The sequence below is a fragment of the Selenomonadales bacterium 4137-cl genome (assembly GCA_032334055.1).
Lineage (GTDB): Bacteria > Bacillota > Negativicutes > Sporomusales > UBA7701 > Anaeroselena > Anaeroselena agilis.
The window spans coordinates 20,136-37,612 of sequence record JAUOZS010000002.1 but is presented as its reverse complement, the minus strand read 5'-3'; the positions used below and the strand labels follow the sequence as shown (position 1 = coordinate 37,612).

General features: G+C 61.7%; 13 protein-coding genes. 1 reads left to right on the top strand and 12 read right to left on the bottom strand.

The features are described 5' to 3' along the window. From Q4T40_22465 to Q4T40_22450, 4 genes are all read right to left on the bottom strand, one after another. A complete protein-coding gene (locus Q4T40_22465) occupies nt 1–432 on the bottom strand; it encodes a C-GCAxxG-C-C family protein (protein MDT8904007.1) in 432 nt (143 codons plus the stop codon). Between the two features lie 128 nt (nt 433–560). Then, the gene (locus Q4T40_22460; protein ID MDT8904006.1) at nt 561–1,040 is read right to left on the bottom strand and encodes a hypothetical protein; all 480 of its coding nucleotides are present in this window, start codon (nt 1,038–1,040) and stop codon (nt 561–563) included. 259 nt (nt 1,041–1,299) lie between these two features. Then, nucleotides 1,300–1,899: a hypothetical protein gene (locus Q4T40_22455; GenBank protein ID MDT8904005.1), complete on the bottom strand. Its 600-nt coding sequence runs from the start codon at nt 1,897–1,899 to the stop codon at nt 1,300–1,302. Nucleotides 1,900–2,421: 522 nt separating this feature from the next. Next, on the bottom strand, nt 2,422–2,583 hold the full coding sequence (locus Q4T40_22450; protein MDT8904004.1) for a hypothetical protein: 162 nt from the start codon (nt 2,581–2,583) through the stop codon (nt 2,422–2,424). A 93-nt stretch (nt 2,584–2,676) separates the two neighbouring features. Here Q4T40_22450 and Q4T40_22445 point away from each other — a divergent pair, with 93 nt between their 5' ends. Next, a complete protein-coding gene (locus Q4T40_22445) occupies nt 2,677–3,174 on the top strand; it encodes a hypothetical protein (GenBank protein ID MDT8904003.1) in 498 nt (165 codons plus the stop codon). A 547-nt stretch (nt 3,175–3,721) separates the two neighbouring features. Here the strand turns inward: Q4T40_22445 and uvrA are convergent. The 8 genes from uvrA to Q4T40_22405 all read right to left on the bottom strand — a co-directional run bounded on the left by uvrA (nt 3,722) and on the right by Q4T40_22405 (nt 17,405). After that, the gene (gene uvrA / locus Q4T40_22440) at nt 3,722–6,574 is read right to left on the bottom strand and encodes an excinuclease ABC subunit UvrA (protein ID MDT8904002.1); all 2,853 of its coding nucleotides are present in this window, start codon (nt 6,572–6,574) and stop codon (nt 3,722–3,724) included. Nucleotides 6,575–6,630: 56 nt separating this feature from the next. After that, the gene (uvrB, locus tag Q4T40_22435; GenBank protein ID MDT8904001.1) at nt 6,631–8,697 is read right to left on the bottom strand and encodes an excinuclease ABC subunit UvrB; all 2,067 of its coding nucleotides are present in this window, start codon (nt 8,695–8,697) and stop codon (nt 6,631–6,633) included. 268 nt (nt 8,698–8,965) lie between these two features. After that, a complete protein-coding gene (locus tag Q4T40_22430; GenBank protein ID MDT8904000.1) occupies nt 8,966–10,204 on the bottom strand; it encodes a PDZ domain-containing protein in 1,239 nt (412 codons plus the stop codon). 149 nt (nt 10,205–10,353) lie between these two features. After that, nucleotides 10,354–11,025, bottom strand: coding sequence for a peroxiredoxin (locus Q4T40_22425; GenBank protein MDT8903999.1), 672 nt, complete (start codon nt 11,023–11,025; stop codon nt 10,354–10,356). A 482-nt stretch (nt 11,026–11,507) separates the two neighbouring features. Further along, nucleotides 11,508–14,534 (bottom strand): autotransporter outer membrane beta-barrel domain-containing protein, encoded by a 3,027-nt coding sequence (locus Q4T40_22420; GenBank protein MDT8903998.1) that lies wholly within the window; start codon nt 14,532–14,534, stop codon nt 11,508–11,510. Then, nucleotides 14,527–14,901: a hypothetical protein gene (locus tag Q4T40_22415; GenBank protein MDT8903997.1), complete on the bottom strand. Its 375-nt coding sequence runs from the start codon at nt 14,899–14,901 to the stop codon at nt 14,527–14,529. Before Q4T40_22415 ends, Q4T40_22420 begins: the two co-directional genes overlap by 8 nt. A gap of 139 nt (nt 14,902–15,040) precedes the next feature. Then, nucleotides 15,041–15,685, bottom strand: coding sequence for a response regulator transcription factor (locus Q4T40_22410; GenBank protein ID MDT8903996.1), 645 nt, complete (start codon nt 15,683–15,685; stop codon nt 15,041–15,043). Between the two features lie 4 nt (nt 15,686–15,689). Next, a complete protein-coding gene (locus Q4T40_22405; protein MDT8903995.1) occupies nt 15,690–17,405 on the bottom strand; it encodes a histidine kinase N-terminal 7TM domain-containing protein in 1,716 nt (571 codons plus the stop codon). Between the last annotated feature and the right edge of the window lie 72 nt (nt 17,406–17,477).

Sequence of the window (17,477 nt, the reverse complement as noted above, 5' to 3'; positions counted from 1 at the left end):
CTAGCCGCGGATAAGGCCCTTCGCCCGCATAAACTCCACGGCGAACATCGCCGCGTCCACGCTGCGCGGCTCGCACAGATGGGTAGGTAGGTCGTCAGCGAAGCCTTCCGGCCTCAGCTCGCGGCACAGCAGGCTGCCGAACGCCGCGGTGAACTCCTCGGCGAATTCGCGGCAGCGGTCGCCGACCTCCTCGTCGTTCAGGCCGCGCTCCGCCCCGGCGATGCCGATATACATCAGGGCGCCCTCCACCAGCCCGCACTGGGCCCGGAACCCGCCCGCGCCGTGCATCCCCGTGGCCGCCGCCACCACCTGCGGGTGGAGGGTCTGCCCGCCCAACTCCGCCAATATCGCCAGCACCGTCCGCGCGCAGTTGACGTTATCCTCCCAATAGCACCTGTGAACCTCGCCGGCGACCCATTGCTTTAAATCCAAATTGATGACCTCCAACCTGTACTTGCTTCATATGATTCTTTTCCGCAATGCCAATAAAAGCCCTGCAAACAATATACTTTACAAAAAAACAGGCCCGAACCGCGAAGGCCGTGCCTGTTCTGTTATAATTACTTATTCATTGGCATTCTGCTCACCAAAAGCTCGTCAGTTTTTACGAAGATCTTGTCCATCGCCTTCATAACGGCGGATTTAGTACCGACACCCCCGATGACCGCGCTGTTGTCGGCTTGCTCCGTGAATTTGCCGTTGTATATATATTTGCTGCCTTTGACATCGATGATCTTGACAGGAATGGTGACGGTGGCTGCGTAACCCTGGTTGAAAAGAGACATCCAGTGTTTTAGGATGGGCGGCTGTACTTCTGCGTACACTACGTAGTCGACATTCTCCCCCTCGAACGCCTGAAGAATGTCGGTGCGTTCGGCGGTGGTTATATCTGTCACTCCCATCTTATGCAACTTTTCAACATATTTGTCGCCTTTGCGGATCTCGTACGTTTTTAGCTTGGCATTAAAACGTTCGGTCAGTTTGGCGATAATCTCGTCGTCATAAGTGGCCTTGGCGTTGTTGATGTAAATAGTTGCCACTACTGGTTTGGGTCCCGTTTCTTCCTTTGGCAGCAAAACTATCTCGGCGGAGGCGGGAATAGAAGAGAGTACAAGGAACACGATCGCTAGGCAGCAAACAACCAGCTTTTTCTGCAAGCACAGTCAACCCCTTTGCAAAATTTAACATTTCATTAATTCCTTGCTCCGCCCCTCATTCCTCTTTTTTTGTTTCTTTTTTTACAAATTTTCCCGAATTGTTAAAACAAGCCCGATTTTTTAAAAAACGGGCTTGTTTTAATCATTTATTTATTATTGGCAGCCTGTTGACCAAAACCTCATCCGTCTTCGCCAAAATCTGATCCAATGCTGTCATTACCGCCGCTTTCGTGCCAACACCGCCGATCACGGCGCTGTTGTCCGCTTGCTCCGTAAACTTGCCGTTATAAATATATCTTCCTGCTTTGACATTGAGAATCTTCACAGGGACAATGACGGTGACCTTGTATCCCGCGTTGAAAACCGCTACCCATTCGTTCAGGATCGGCGGCTGCACTTCTGCATATACGACGTAGTCCACGCCCTCGCCTTCAAACGCCTTGAGAATATCGGCGCGTTCGGCCACAGAGATATCGGTTACCCCCTGTTTATCCAGTTTTTCCACATACCTGTCGCCTTTACGGATATCATATCTCGTAAGTTTAGCGTTGAAGCGCTCGGTTAGCTTGACGGTAATTTCGTCGTCATAGGTGGTTTTGGCATTGTTGATGTAAATCGTAGCCACCACTGGCTTTGCAGCAGGTTGGTCATCGTCCAGCAGGTTAGTGTCGGCCAGAGCTGGCACGGGACAAGTGGCCAGCAGCGCGACAGTCAGGATACAAATGACAAACATTCTCGGCAAAACATAGTCAGCTCCTTGTAAAAGGTTTTATCAGCATAACATATTCCGCCGTCACTTCCCAAACTCCTGCTTAATTTACATTAATTTCCATGAAACTTAGTTCGTTTGCCCTGGAAATTGAGCTCAAACAACGATCCGGCGACTGGAAAACATACGTCTCCGCCACGGGCTTCCGTCTCCCAAAGAAAAGAGGCTATGGGCAAGCGAGCGTCCGGGACGTAGGTGCAGGGCGACTTTGCGGAGGCTGTTCCCGCGCCGTTGGCGAAGCAGAGCAGCGCCGCAGAACGCGAGGCCATGGACGGCCGAGCGAGGAGTCTACTGACATGGACGTCAGTTGACAACGGTGCCCGCGGGCGCGCGGCGCAAGCCTTATGGCGCGTTCGCCCGGAGGATCGGAGCCCCGCGCCTACGGCCCGGCCGCTAGGCAAGGCGAATCGGGGCCGGCTAAACGTGCCCCGAATTAATAAGCCCCACAAAACCATAAAAGGCTACCCGCGCCACCCCGGCGCCGGTAGCCTTTTATTATACAGCCTTGCTTTTCTTCGTAGTCTTCTTCCCCTTCTCTAACACCGGCCCCAGGAACTTGCCGGTGTACGACACCGGGCAGGCGGCAATTTCCTCCGGGGTGCACCGGGCGATCGTTCGGCTGCCGAAGTCAAATACGCCGTCAGTTTTAATATCCATTAAAGAAATTATTGGAAATTACGATATTAATTAGAGAAGTTATTTTCATTTTCAGGAGATGATATCTGCATGGATCTTTCCGGGGTTACAGCATTGACAAAAAATCAGGCCGCATACGGGCAATCGGCAAATCAATCCTCACAGGATGCGGGCGGCAACGCGGGCGGTTGGAAGTTTGTCACCGTTCAGTCAGGCGATATTATATACACCTATATAGTAATCGGTAAAAACATGAAGGTTTTGGTCGGCCAGACCTCCGCCAAAAAGACTGACGATAACGACCCAAAAACTGCCGCCGACAAGAACGCCGTCGCCGGCAGCCAAGATAAGCCAGCGGCCGCCGGCGATAGCGCCGCGTCCGTCAGTTCGGCTAAGCCGACCGCGGCCAAAGAAAACGGTGGCAATACAAAGGAACCCGCCGGTCTAGATTTTCTCGGCGACCTCCGCATGTTTGCCCTGACAGGCTATCATCAGCAAAAAATACGGGAAACGATAAAAAACATGGAGGAAAGCGTTGTCACCGGCAAAGCCACTGACGTTAAAGCTAGCGCAACTGCCGGAAAAAAACCGGACAAGTCTGAGCTCCAATAAACCACAGGTACCCTCACTGCAAGTAAAAGAAGCCAGGCAGCTTAAAGCTGCCTGGTCTATCTCGTAAGCCGGTATCTATCCTGCTTTACCTACTTCTTTCTTGCCTTTTTCAAGCACCGGCCCCAGGAACTTGCCGGTATACGACACCGGGCAGGCGGCGATCTCCTCCGGGGTGCCCTGGGCGACCACCATCCCGCCCCGGTCGCCTGAGGTCACGAGCTCACAGATGATCGTTTGATGCGGGCTGTGCGGCCGGGACGCAGGTGCAGGGCGACTTTACGGAGGCTGTTACCGCGCCGTTGGCGAAGCAGAGCAGCGCCGCCGCACGCGAGGCCATGGACGGCCGAGCGAGGAGTCTACTGACATGGACGTCAGTTGACGACGGTGCCCGCGGGCGCGCAACGCAAGCCGTACGGCGCGTTCAGTCGGAGTACCGGAGCCCAGCACCTACGGCCCGGCCGCTAGGTAAAGCGTGCCATGAACTCAAAAGCCCTCCCCAATATAAAAAGGCTACCCGCGCCATCCCGGCGCAGGTAGCCTTTTTTCATCACACAGCCTTGCTTTTCTTCGCAATCTTCTTCCCCTTTTCAAGCACCGGCCCCAGGAACTTGCCGGTGTACGACACCGGGCAGGCGGCGATCTCCTCCGGGGTACCCTGGGCGACGACCATCCCGCCCCGGTCGCCGCCTTCGGGCCCGAGGTCGATGATGTGGTCGGCCGTCTTGATGACATCGAGGTTGTGCTCGATGACCACCACCGTGTCTCCGCCGTCGACCAGCCGCTGCAGCACCTCCAGCAGGCGGTGGATGTCGGCGGTATGGAGGCCGGTGGTCGGCTCGTCGAGGATATAGAGCGTCTTGCCGGTCGAGCGCCGCGCCAGCTCGGTGGCCAGCTTGACCCGCTGGGCCTCGCCGCCCGAAAGGGTGGTCGCCGGCTGGCCGAGCTTGATGTAGCCGAGGCCGACGTCCTGGAGCACCTCCAGCTTGCGGTGGATCTTGGGGATATTCTGGAAGAACTCGACCGCCTCGTCCACCACCATGTCCAGCACCTGGGCGATGCTCTTGCCCTTGTACTTCACCTCCAGCGTCTCGCGGTTGTAGCGCGCCCCCTTGCACACCTCGCAGGGCACGTACACATCGGGCAGGAAGTGCATCTCGATCTTGATGATGCCGTCGCCGCGGCAGGCCTCGCACCGCCCGCCCTTGACGTTGAAGCTGAACCGCCCCGGCTTGTAGCCCCGCACCTTCGATTCCGGCGTCTGGCTGTAAACCTCGCGGATGGCGTCGAACAGGCTGGTGTAGGTCGCCGGGTTGGAGCGCGGCGTGCGGCCGATCGGCGACTGGTCGATGTCGATGATCTTGTCGATATACTCCACGCCGCGGATGGCGTCATGGTCGCCGGGCCGCTGGCGGCTGCCGGAGATGCGGCCGGCCAGGCCCTTGTACAGAATCTCGTTGACGAGCGTACTCTTACCAGACCCGGACACGCCGGTCACGGCGGTGAACACGCCCATCGGGAACCTCACCGTCAGGTTCTTGAGGTTGTTCTCCCGCGCCCCCGCCACCTCCAACCACTTGCCGTTCGGCTGGCGGCGGACCTCCGGCACGGGGATGGCCTTCTTGCCGCTCAGGTACTGGCCGGTGACCGACAGCGGGTTGCGCTTGATCTCCTCCACCGTCCCCTGGGCGACGATGCGTCCGCCGTGCTCGCCGGCGGCGGGGCCGATGTCGATGATGTGGTCGGCGGCGTACATCGTGTCCTCGTCGTGCTCGACGACCAGCATGGTGTTGCCCAGGTCGCGGAGCTTCTGGAGGGTGGCCAGCAGGCGGTTGTTGTCCCGCTGGTGAAGGCCGATGCTCGGCTCGTCGAGGATGTAGAGCACGCCGACCAGGCCCGAGCCAATCTGAGTGGCCAGGCGGATGCGCTGGGCCTCGCCGCCCGAAAGGGTGCCAGCGGCCCGATCGAGGGTCAGGTAGTCGAGGCCGACGTTGAGAAGGAAGCCCAGCCGCGCCTTGATCTCCTTGAGAATCTGGTGGGCGATCGTCCGCTCGCGCTCGGTGAGTTCGAGGCCGGCGAAGAAATCCGCGCAGTCGGCCACTGTCAGCCTGGTCACCTCGTAGATGCTCTTGCCGCCCACCTTCACGGCCAGCACCTCGGGCTTGAGCCGCGCCCCCTTGCAGGTGGGGCAGGGCTTGGTGCTCATAAATTCCTCGATATCCTCGCGCGACCAGTCCGAGTTCGACTCCTTATAGCGACGGGTTAGCGTCGGGATGGCGCCCTCGTAGTGGGTGTGGTGGAGGCGCCGCTCGCCGCGCAGGTTCTCGTATTCGAAGGTAACCTTCTCTTCCCCCGCCCCCCACAGGACGGCCTGCTGCACGTCGGCCGGCAGCTCGTCCCACACACTGTATAGCGAATGGCCGCGCTTTTCGAGCAGCGCCTCCAGCTGGCACATGAACCACGAATTAGTGTTCCTGGAAAACGGGGCGAGCGCACCGTCGAGCAGCGACTTGGAGCCGTCCGGCACCACCAGCGCCGGGTCGATCTCCATGTTGCTGCCGAGGCCGGTGCAGTCTGGGCAGGCGCCGTACGGGTTGTTGAACGAGAACATCCGGGGCGCGATCTCCGGCAGGCTGACGCCGCACTCCGCGCAGGCGAAGTTCTGGCTGAAGATCAGCTCCTTGCCGCCGACCACGTCGATCACCACCAGGCCCTCGGAAAGCTTCAGGGCGGTCTCCAGCGAGTCGGCCAGGCGGGGGGCGATGCCCTCTCTGATGGCGATGCGGTCGACGACCACATCGATGTTGTGCTTCTTGTTCTTCTCCAGCTTGATATCGGCGCCGATCTCCAGCACCTCGCCGTCCACCCGTACGCGGGCGTAGCCGTCCTTGCGGATGTCTTCAAGCACCTTTTGGTGCTCGCCCTTCTTGCCGTGAACGACCGGGGCGAGGACGGACAGGCGGGTGCCCTCGGGGAGAGCGACGATCTGGTCGACCATCTGCTCGACCGTCTGCTGACTGATGAGCTTGCCGCACTTGGGGCAGTGAGGCCGCCCGGCGCGGGCGAACAGCAGCCGCAGGTAGTCGTAAATCTCCGTCACCGTGCCGACGGTGGAACGGGGGTTGCGGCTGGTCGTCTTCTGGTCGATCGAAATGGCCGGGGAAAGGCCCTCGATATAGTCGACGTCCGGCTTGTCCATCTGGCCGAGGAACTGACGGGCGTAGGCGGACAGCGACTCGACGTAGCGGCGCTGCCCCTCGGCGTAGATAGTATCGAAAGCGAGCGAGGATTTCCCCGAGCCGCTCAGGCCGGTGATGACCACCAGCTCGTCGCGCGGGATCTCCACATCGATATTCTTCAGGTTATGCTGCCTGGCCCCTTTGACGTAAATCTTATCTTTCAACGTAAATAGCCTCCGCAAATAATTAAATGCAAAAATATCAAGCGCTGGACAACGTTTTATTTGCCCCGCGTTTTCTTCTTCTCCTTCATCGCCGGCGGTGCGTTCTGCAGTCCCTGGCGGAGCTCGACGATCATATCCCTGAACTCGGCGGCCCGCTCGAACTCCAGCACCTTGGACGCCTGGCGCATATCCTTCTCCAGCTTGGCGATGAGCGCCAGCGTCTCGGAACGCGACATGGACTTGATGCGCTCGGCGCGGTACTCGCCCGGCGTCTCGGCCACCTTCGTCGTCTCGATGATCTCCTTGACCCGCTTGCGGATGGTCTGCGGGGTGATGCCGTGCTCGGCATTATAGGCCTGCTGCACCGCCCGGCGGCGGTCGGTCTCGCCGATGGCCCGCCGCATCGAGTCGGTGACGACGTCGGCGTACATGATGACCCGACCGTTGGCGTTGCGGGCGGCGCGGCCGATCGTCTGGATGAGCGACGTCTCCGAACGGAGGAAGCCCTCCTTGTCGGCGTCGAGGATAGCGACCAGCGACACCTCCGGCAGGTCGAGCCCCTCGCGCAGCAGGTTGATGCCGACAAGGACATCGAAGGCTCCGGCCCTGAGATCACGGATGATCTCCAACCTTTCCAGGGTGACGATGTCCGAGTGGAGGTAACGCACCCGCACCCCCATCTCCTTGAGGTACTCGGTCAGGTCCTCGGCCATCTTCTTGGTCAGCGTGGTGACCAGCACCCGCTCGTTGGCGGCGGCGCGGGCCTTGATCTCGCCCAGCAGGTCGTCCATCTGCCCCTTGATCGGCCGCACCTCGACCTCGGGATCGAGGAGGCCTGTGGGACGAATGATCTGCTCCGCCACCTGCGTGGACGCCCCCAGTTCGTACTGAGCCGGCGTCGCCGACACATAGACGATCTGGTTGATCCGCTCGACAAACTCGTCGAAGGTCAGCGGCCGGTTGTCGAACGCCGACGGCAGGCGAAATCCGAAGTCGACCAGCGCCTCCTTGCGGGAGCGGTCGCCGTTGTACATCGCCCTGAGCTGCGGGATGGTGACATGCGATTCGTCGACGACAATCAGGAAATCGTCGGGGAAATAGTCGATAAGGGTGTACGGCGCCTCGCCCGGCTTGCGGCCGGTAATGTGGCGCGAATAATTCTCGATCCCCGAGCAGTAGCCCATCTCCAGCATCATCTCCAGGTCGTACCTGGTGCGCTGACTCAAGCGCTGGTGCTCGAGGAGCTTGTCCTGCGCCTTGAGCTCGGCCAGCCGCTCTGCCAGCTCCGCCTCGATGTCCTGCGTCGCTCGCAGCATGTTGTCGCGCGAGGTGACATAGTGGCTGGCGGGGTAGATGGCGATGTGCTTGCGCTCGGCCAGCACCTCGCCAGTGATGGTGTCGATCTCGATGATCCGCTCGACCTCGTCGCCGAACAGCTCGACGCGTACCGCCCGCTCGCCGTAGGCGGCCGGGAAGATCTCGATGATGTCGCCGCGCACGCGGAAGGTGCCGCGGGTGAAGTTGATGTCGTTGCGCTCGTACTGGATGTCGACCAGCTTGCGGAGGATCTCGTCGCGGTCCCTCACCTGGCCCTGGCGGAGCGACAGCACGAGGTTGTAGTAGTCCTCGGGCGAGCCGAGGCCGTATATACAGGACACGCTGGCCACGACGATGACGTCGCGCCGCTCGAACAACGAACTGGTGGCCGAGTGGCGCAGCTTGTCGATCTCGTCGTTGATCGACGCGTCCTTCTCGATGTAGGTGTCGGTGTGGGCGATATACGCCTCGGGCTGGTAGTAGTCGTAGTAGCTGACAAAGTACTCGACGGCGTTGTGGGGGAAAAACTCCTTGAACTCGCTGGCCAACTGGGCCGCGAGGGTTTTGTTGTGGGCGATGACGAGGGTCGGCTTCTGGACCGCCTCAATGACCTTGGCGACGGTGAAGGTTTTGCCGGTGCCGGTCGCGCCAAGCAGCACCTGGGCCCAGTCGCCGCCCTGAATGCCGCCGACCAGCTTGGCGATGGCGGCGGGTTGGTCGCCGGTGGGCACGAAGGGAGCGACGACCTCGAAGGGCCGGCCGCCTTCCTGATAGGTGGTTTTTAGTTTGGGGACAAGTGTCGTCATATCCGCCTCGCAAAGCTATTTTTAGAACAAGCGTTCGTCGTTTCCATTGTACTACAGTACGTATGTTCGGGCAAGCGGTCCGGGGAAAATCTGGCATTTTTCTTGCAAAAACCCTGGCATTTCCCCTGACATCCGCTCAGACATTTACCCTGGCAACTGTCTGGCAAACGGCGGGAATCCGCACGAAATTTTTCCTCGGCTGGAAATTAATTTATAAAAATTATCGGTTAGTAATAATTATATCATAACCACAGAAGAATGAGAACGATTATCCGCTTTTGCGAAAACGGTTTCTGAGCCAGTCGAGCAGGCCGAAGCGGTTGCCGACAAGCCGGGCGTAATTCTGCTCGCGGCCCTCGGGGACGGGGATGACCCCCAGGCGCCGCTCGCCGCCCGCGAAGCTGGCCCGGCGGCGCGTGACGGCGCCGTCGCGGCTGACGGTGATGTCGAAGGCGTCGGGGGCGAAGCTGATGGCGCGGGCCAGTTCGAAGGTATTGTCGACGCCGAGGCCGCCGAGGTCGAGGATGATGTCGCCGGGGCGAAGGCCGGCCTGGCTGGCGGGGGTGGCGGCGACGGTGTCGAGGACCATGACGCCGCGCTCCGGGGGCACGAACCGGGGCTCGCCCCGCATCTCGCGGCGGTTGTCGAGCTGGACGAGCAGCTCGTGGCCGAGGGGCGACATGACGGCGGCGAAGAATTGCAGCCAGGCGTACCTGGCCGACAGGACGGCGAGGCCGAGGAGGGCGAGGCTGTAAAGGGCAAGGTGGAAGGCGGATTGGCGGCGGCGCTCGGCGGGGGTGCTGGCGACGGCGATGTCGCCGTAGCCGAGGGCGGCGACGACGGGGACGAGGGCGTAGTGCCACTCGTCGCCGACCGGCGGTTTGTCCGGCATCGGCAGCAGCGGCCACCAGTCGGGCATTTTTATCATCCCCGCGATCGTTTCGGGGACAAAGGCCATGAGGAGGACGAGGGGCAACGGCCAAAAGTTCTGGAGGGTAAAGGCGCCGACAACGCGCCCGTCGTCTTTTTGGAGGATCATGGGCACGGCGCCGTAGCGGCCGCTGACGAAGATGAGGATGCTTTCGGTGACGTGCAGGGCGGCGACGAGGGCGATGACCTGGGGGACGTTGACATCCGGCCAGCCGAACAGGACGTTGGATACGGCGACGAGGCCGCCGGCGTAGGCGAAGCACATGAAGCGGAGGTTGACGAGCATGAGGGCGATGACGACCGGCCAGATGTAGGCGAGGCCGAGGTGATTGAGAGGTAGGCCGACGAAGGTCAGCACGAAGCTGCCCACGACGCCGCCGGCCGCGCCGATGGCGGCGGCGGCGGCGACCCGCCGGAAGAGGCTAGGGCCGGGGATGCCGAACATCTTAAGCTGATCCTGCTGCATACGCCGGTACTGGAAGGCCACCAGGCCAACCACCAGCCAGAAGGTCAGGTCGAAGAAGACGAAAAATACGCGGTAGGCGATGATGCCGAACAGGTCGAGCCAGGGATGCACGTCGTCACCTCGTGTCTCAGGGTGGAAAAGCGGAAGTTTAGCCCTTACGGGTAAGAAAATATTATCACAAATGGGGGGCGGGTAGCAAACCGCCGGCCGGGAAGAAAACAAGGCCCGGAAACTTCCGGGCCCTGAAGAAGGGGAGTTGGTTATTTATCCTTGCGGAGGCACATGAACCAGTCGAGGCAGTATTTTCCTTCCTCGGCGCTCTCCACCCGCTCCTTGGCGGCGCCGCAGGAGCCAGGGGGCGGGATGATGACGTCGTCGCCGGGCTGCCAGTTGGCGGGGGTGGCGATGCCTTCGGCGTCGGCCTTCTGGATGGCGATAAGGGTGCGCTTTATCTCGTCGAGGTTGCGGCCGGTGCTGAGCGGGTAGTACATGATGCACCTGACCTTGGCGGCGGGGTCGATGATGAAGACGGCGCGGACGGCCTGGGTGGTGGAGGCGTTGGGTTGGACCATGCCGTATTTCGCCGCGACCTCCATCTTAAGGTCCTCGATGACCGGGAAAAGGACCTCCACGCCCTTCATGCCCTTAAAGTCGATTTTTTCCTTGATGGTCCGCAGCCAGGCGATATGGGCGTAGATACTGTCGATGGAAAGGCCGATAAGTTCGGTGTTGAGGGCGCGGAACTCGTCCTGCATGGAGGCGAAGGTCATGAACTCGGTGGTGCAAACGGGGGTAAAGTCGGCGGGATGGCTGAAGAGGATAACCCATTTGCCGCTGTAATCCCCGGGGAAGCTGATGTCTCCCATGGTGGTCCTGGCGACGAAGGCCGGCGCGTCGTCGCCGATGAGGGGCATGGCCCGTCTTTCTTCCATTATGTAGATCCTCCTATGTACAATATTTTTGATAATAATCATTAATCAATAATTATTATCCTTTGTTTATATTATAATAATGCTCATCGGCAAAGTCAAGGGGGGTTTTGTAAATTTTCCCGGTCGGATTGGTGTGTCGGAAGCGGCTAAGTTCGCCTTAACCAAGGTGCCTGACTGAAAGCTGAACAGACCTGACTGCGATTCAGGGGAGTATGGGCAGTAAAAGAAGGCGGCGGAAGCAGGGCGTGGGCTGTTATGTGGTACGAGTCCGGCGGAGGGCGCATGGGCAGTAAAGGAAGGCGGCGGAAGCAGGGCGTGCGCTGTTATGTGGTACGAGTCCGGCGGAGGGAGTATGGGCGGAGAAGAAGGCGTCGGAAGACAGACCTGCCGCGGGGGAAAAGCCGGCTTGCGGACGAAGAAAGCTGCGGAAGCCTGGCTTCCGCAGCGAGGTGATGAAGGTATGAGAGAAATACTCCGCTTGCTCAAAACTTCCAACGCATACCGGCGTTGACGCCCCAGTCCTTGCTGACCGTCGTCCCCCACGACTTCTCGGCGTCGATGTAAAGCTGGCTTCTGCCGCTGTCGTACACGAATCCAAGCCCAGCCACCCACTGGTGGCCCTTCACGCTCGTCTCGAACGTCGCCCCGTCCACCCGCGTCGTGGAGTCGCCCCTGTACTCGTTCACCCACGCCACCTTGCCGTACAATTGCCGGCCCGCCCCGTCAGCCCCCTGCCACTTGCGGCCGCCCGTCAGCCCCAGCCTCAGTTGCAGCGACGTCGCCGCCGGCGCCTCCACGCTCAGGCCGTTCGCCGTCGTGTACGCCGCCCGGCCCGCCCACAGCGCCGCAAGCTCCGCCGCCGGCTCGATAAAGAAGCCGTCGCCCCGCTCGAACCTCTTGCCCAGCTCCGCCGACAGCCCGAAGCCGCTGTTCTCGTAGGCACCGCGGTCGCTCGCCGTCGAGAAGCGCGTATTGAACCGGTTGTACTTGCCGATCACGTCGCAATACGCCCCGTTCTCCCGCACCCAGCTCGCGTAGGCCCCCAGATAGCCGCTCTCCGTCGTCCCGCCACTGCCGCCGTCGAACGTGTTGTCCGCCTTGCCGTAGCCGAGCAGGAACCCGGTGTACTTCTTGCCCCCCGCGAAACTCCGCGGGTTGTCCCTGCCGAGCTCCAGGCCGTTCATCCGCTGGCTGTAGCCGCCCGCCCCCGCCGGCCGCACCGTGAAGCGGCTGGCGTAAGCCCGCGCCCAGAAATCGTCCGCCGACTGGCCGCCCATCCGCAGCTCGCCCATCCGCTTCCGTATCTCGTTCATCTCGCCGTACCAGAGCGTCGTCGTGCTCACCGTCGTGCCCATGGCCGCCTTCGAGATGGCCGACGGCAGGCCGCTGCTGCTGAAATAGTAGTCCTCGGCGTCGAGGCCCAGGGTCGACCCCTTGGCCAGCGTGCAGTAGTAAGCCCCCACGTCGCCGCCGCCCGTGAACGTCGCCGTGCTGCCGGCCGGCAGGTCGACCGCCTTCGCCGTCCCCGTCGCCGCGCCGCTGCCCATGACCGTCAGCGTATGGCTGCCCGCGGCGCTGGTCGTGACGGTGACGTCCGGCGCGCCGGCGGTGATGCCGGCGAAGCTGAAAGCGGCGGAGCCGCTGAGGTTGGTGATCGACAGCCTCTGCCCGGCGGCCGGCAGGGTGAAGCTGCCGCCGCTGATGTTGAAAGTGCCGTTGTTGACGATGGGGCCGTATACCGTGCCGCCGGTGACGGTAAGGGTAGAGCCGGCGGCGTTGGTGAAGGTGCCGTAGTTGTAGAGGGAGCCGCTGGAGGTGAGGGTCGAGCCGTCCTGATTGGTAAGCGTGCCGTAGTTGTAGATGGCACCGGTGTTGGCGATGGTGCCGGGGACGTGGCCGTCGTTGGTCATATTCTCTTTGTTGGCGAAGGTGCCGTAGTTGTAGAGGGTGCCGTTGTTGTTCAGGGTGGCGCCGCCCTTGTTCTCGAAGGTGGCGCCGGCGCTGTTGGTAATGCTGCCGTTGTTGGTGAGGGTGCCGGTGACGAGCGGGTTGTAGGCGTAACCGCCGCTGCTTTGGTCATCCATGTTAAGAAACAGGCCGTTGTTGACGAGGCGGCCGTAGTTGGTCAGCTGGCCGCCGCAGTTAACGGCCCCGGCGGTGACGGCGATCGTCCCGGCGGCGCGGTTGGTGATGGTGGCGTAATTCGTGACATCGACGAGGGTGCCGCTGTTGTCCAGGGTGGCGACATTGGGATGGGTATGCCCGTCGCCCTGCCAGACCACCCAGCCGTTATTCACATAGGAGGCCGTGCCGGTGTTGGTCAGGGTCTGATAATTGTCCAGGACGGTCAACACGCCGGCGTTGGTGAAGGTGCCGCGGTTGACGGTGGAGACGGCGCCGAGACCGGAGAACGTCCCGCGGTTGACGACGGTGCCGAGGTTGTCGAAGCTGTAGGCGTTGGCGAAGGTGCCGCCGTTGTCGATGGTGCCGCCGGCGTTGTTGGTGATGAGGCCGCGATTGTCGACGGTGCCGCCGGCGTTGTTGGTCAGCGCGCCGTTGTTGTCCAGGACGGCCCGCAAGCCGAGAGTATACGTGTTTTGGAAAAAGCCGCTGTTTTCCAGGATACCGTTATTGGTCATTTTCAGCCCGGCCGTATATTGGGTATTTGTCAGGGTGCCGTGATTCACGATCTTCCCGCCGGCATTGTTTTCCGTGGACCGGGCCATGTCCAGCGTGCCACCGGCGTAGTTGGTCACGGTGCCGCTATTTACAAGGTTTATAGTAACACCGGTGCCGTAGTTGTCGATGGCGGCGCCGGCGTCATTTGTAGAGGCTTCTATGACTATGCTGCCGTAGCCGGTTATGGTGCCGCCGCTTTTATTTGTGGAGGTGTATATGCGAAGGCTGCCGTAGCCGGTTATGGTGCCGCCGCTCTCGTTGGCCGTATCATACAAGGTAAGCGAGCCGCCGCTGTCGCTGGTAATGCGGCCCCGGTTGGTGCCATGATGAAAGGCCATGTTGCCGGCGCCGAGGTTGGCAATGGTGCCGTTGTTGGTGAGGGTGCCGCCGGCCGACCCAATATCGGAATAATTGATGATGGTGTTATTGTTGGTCAGGTTGCCGCCGGTAATGCGGCCAAGTTTGCCGCCGCCGGGCGACAGGACGCCGGTGTCGTTGTTGACGATGGTGCCGTTGTTGATGAGCGTGCCATAGACATTGCTGGTATCCCAATTCCATAAAATGTTGTTGTTGGTGAGGGTGGCGCCGGCGTTGACGGTCAGGGTGCCGCTGCCGGTGTAGAGTTCCGCATTGACGGTCAGGGAGGTGCCGACAACGTTATCGCCGGTCAGGGTGGCGCCGGCGGTGACTTCGCCGCTGACGTCGGCGGCGCGGGCGGGGGACAGGCGGCCGGCCAGCCACTGGCCGGCGGTGTCGTGGTTGGCGGGCAGGCCGGCCAGCCACAGCCAGAAGCCGAGCATGCCGGTGGCGAGCAATCTTGTTTTACGCATGGTCGTTTCTCCTTTCGTTCACGGGGGCGGCGTGGCCGCCCTCAACGATGAGCGCCAGCTCCTCGACGCTCCGCACGGTGCGCTCGCTGGCCGCGAATACCGTCAGAGCGTCGCCGGCGGCGCTCAGGCCTATCAGCCGCGTCCCCGGCAGCCTTTGCATGATGACGGCGATATCGGCCGGGGCGGCCCGGTTTATCTCGAACAGCACCGCGTGCGGCGACAGCATCAATATCTCCGGGACGGCTGCCGCCAGCGAGTCGCCCAGCCGCCTGACCCGGAGGCCCTCCTGCCGGCGCAGTATCTCCTCGACGCCCGACCATCGCGGGCCGGCGCCGCATATCCCGATCTCCAGTGCTGCCTTGATCACGGTTTTTCCCCTCCGGGCGCCCATACTTGTCTCATTTAAGACAATAGTAGCAAATTTTGTCTTTTTCCATACCTCCTTTTCCGGTAGTCCCCCAAAAGAAAAAGTGGTAGTCGCCGACTACCACTTTCGTTAGTTTTTATTAAGGTTTGGCGGTGAGGCGCGAGGCGTTTGCGATGAGCTGCGTCCGGTTGGCCAGTTGCGTCTTGGCCAGTATCTCGCGGATGTGGTACCTTACCGTATCCACCGCCAGCCCCAGCCGGGCGGCGATCTCCTTGTAGGTCAGCCCCTCGGCCAGCAGCCGCAAAAGCTCGCTCTGCCGCTCGGTCAGTCGCCGCTCCTCGCCGCCGGGCCCGTGGTCCTCTGGCCGTGGCCGGTCGCTCAGCCTGTCCAGCAGCCGCCTGGCCAGCCCCGGCGCGAACGGCATCTCCCCGGCGGCGGCCGCCGCGAGCTGGCGCACGAAGCCGTCCGCATCCATATCCTTCAAAAGATACCCTTCCGCCCCGGCCCGGATGGCGGCTACCAGGTTGCTGTCAGTCTCGACGCCGGTGAGCATGACGACCTTGGCCTCCGGGTATTCCTTTTTCAGCAGCCTGGTGGTCTCTATGCCGTCGAGTCCGGCCATCTGGATATCCATCAGCACGAGGTCAGGCCTTAGCATCTCGTATTTCATCAGCGCCTCCGCCCCGCTTTGCGCCGTGCCCGCCACCGTAAAGCCCTTGGCCGTCAGCAGGCTGCGCAGCCCCTCCAGCATCAGGGCCTGGTCGTCGACCAGCAGTATCCTCATCGCTTCACACCTTGCCTTCCGGGTCGAAGCGGACGATCACCTTCGTGCCCCGGCCGACCTTCGACTCTATCTCCAACTGTCCGCCCGCCTCCGCGGCCCGTTCGGCCATGATCCGCAGCCCGAAGCTGGATTTGCCCGCCGTAAGGGCCGTCATATCGAAGCCGCAGCCGTCGTCCTCGACCAACACGACCGCCCGCTTGCCGATTTTCTCGATGCCGACCCTGACGCGGGCGGCGCCGGCATGCTTGCGGACGTTGGTGAGCGCTTCCTGGATTATCCTGAGAAGCTGCACTTCCCGAAAGCGGCTGATTATTTTTTCCGTCCAGTCGGGCGGCAGGGCCAACTCTACGGCAAGGCCGGTGCTTTCCCGGTACCACGCCAGGTAGTCCCTCAGCTTGGCAATGAAATCGTCGCCCGTGTCGCCGGCCAGCTTCAGGCCGACGATCGACGCCCTGGCGTCAGCGTTCATTTGTCCGACCGTGCCGATGAGTCCCGCGATCTCCTGTTTCGCCAACTGCGACTGGCCGTTCGTGAGGAAGGCGTCGACGGTCTGCAGTTTGAGGCTGAGATAGTTCCATACCTGGCCGGGCCCGTCGTGCAGCTCGCGCCCCAGCCGGTCCCGTTCCGCCATTATCGACAACGCCTTCTCCTGCTCGATTATCCTCGCCTGGGCCTTTTTCAGTTCGCCGATATCCTGCAGGACGATCGCCTTGCCGAAGTGCCTGCCTCCCCAGCCGGTCAACAATGACACCCGGGCAAGGTAGTGGCCGCCGGCCACCGCGATCTCCTCCGCCCGCGCCTCGCCGCTTTCCGCCAGCGCGGCTAAAGCCGGCCAGGGCGCGAACGCCGCCGCCGCCCGTCTGCCTGCCATTGCCGCCGCCTGTTCGCGGAATAGCACCTCGGCCGCCGGGTTGAGCTCGACGATGTAGTCCTGGGCGTCAGTCACAATCAGGCAGTCGTTCATATCGCGCGTGACCGTGGCCTCGGCCAGCTCCTGCAGGTCGAAGACCCGCAGCCCGAAAAAGATGGCAAACCACACCAGGCTGCCGAGCAGGAAGCCCAGCGGCAACGCGAAGCTCGTTGATGGGCCGGTAATCCAGAGGATATGGCCGGCCGCCGATATCACCATGTCGGCCGGGACGGCCAGTGCCTGCCAGCGCCGCAGTCCGGAGGTGCGGACCGCACGGTGGATGTATAGCGCCAGGGTAACCGCGAGTGTCAGGTAGCCTATAATCATGGCCGTCCAGAAAAGCGGCCCGCGAATGAAACCGAAGGTCGCGACGTCCCACGGTAGGCCTCGCCAGTACCAGTCGTGCCAGCCGCCGGTAAGAACAGCCAGCCAGAAAAAGCCGGTGATGGCGAGGAGGAAGACACGGGCGGCGCGGATGACGACCGGCCGTTGGCCGGTGAGGTGGAGGGCGGTCATGAGAGCCACTGGGATGACGGCCAGGGCGCCTAGTTGGTGGATGACGGCCCAACGAAGCTTGTCGGCCAGAGCCGGGCTGACGGTAATCATGACCAGGGCGACCAGCCAGACGACCCGGGCGGCGGAGCCAAGAGCGAGGTACAAGGCTGGCGGCGACTGCCGGTACCGCCAGGTATACACCGACAGCGACAGCAGCACCGCCGCCGCCAGGAGATATATCCAGATATCTTGTATCGGGTGATAGATCAGCACCTGCGACGCAGGCCAGCCCGCCTGTGACGAAAATACGTTCATAATAAGCCTTTCCTCTGTTTCCCGCGTCTGAGGGGCGTTTGTTGCATTATTCGGCAAAGATCCGGCATTTCC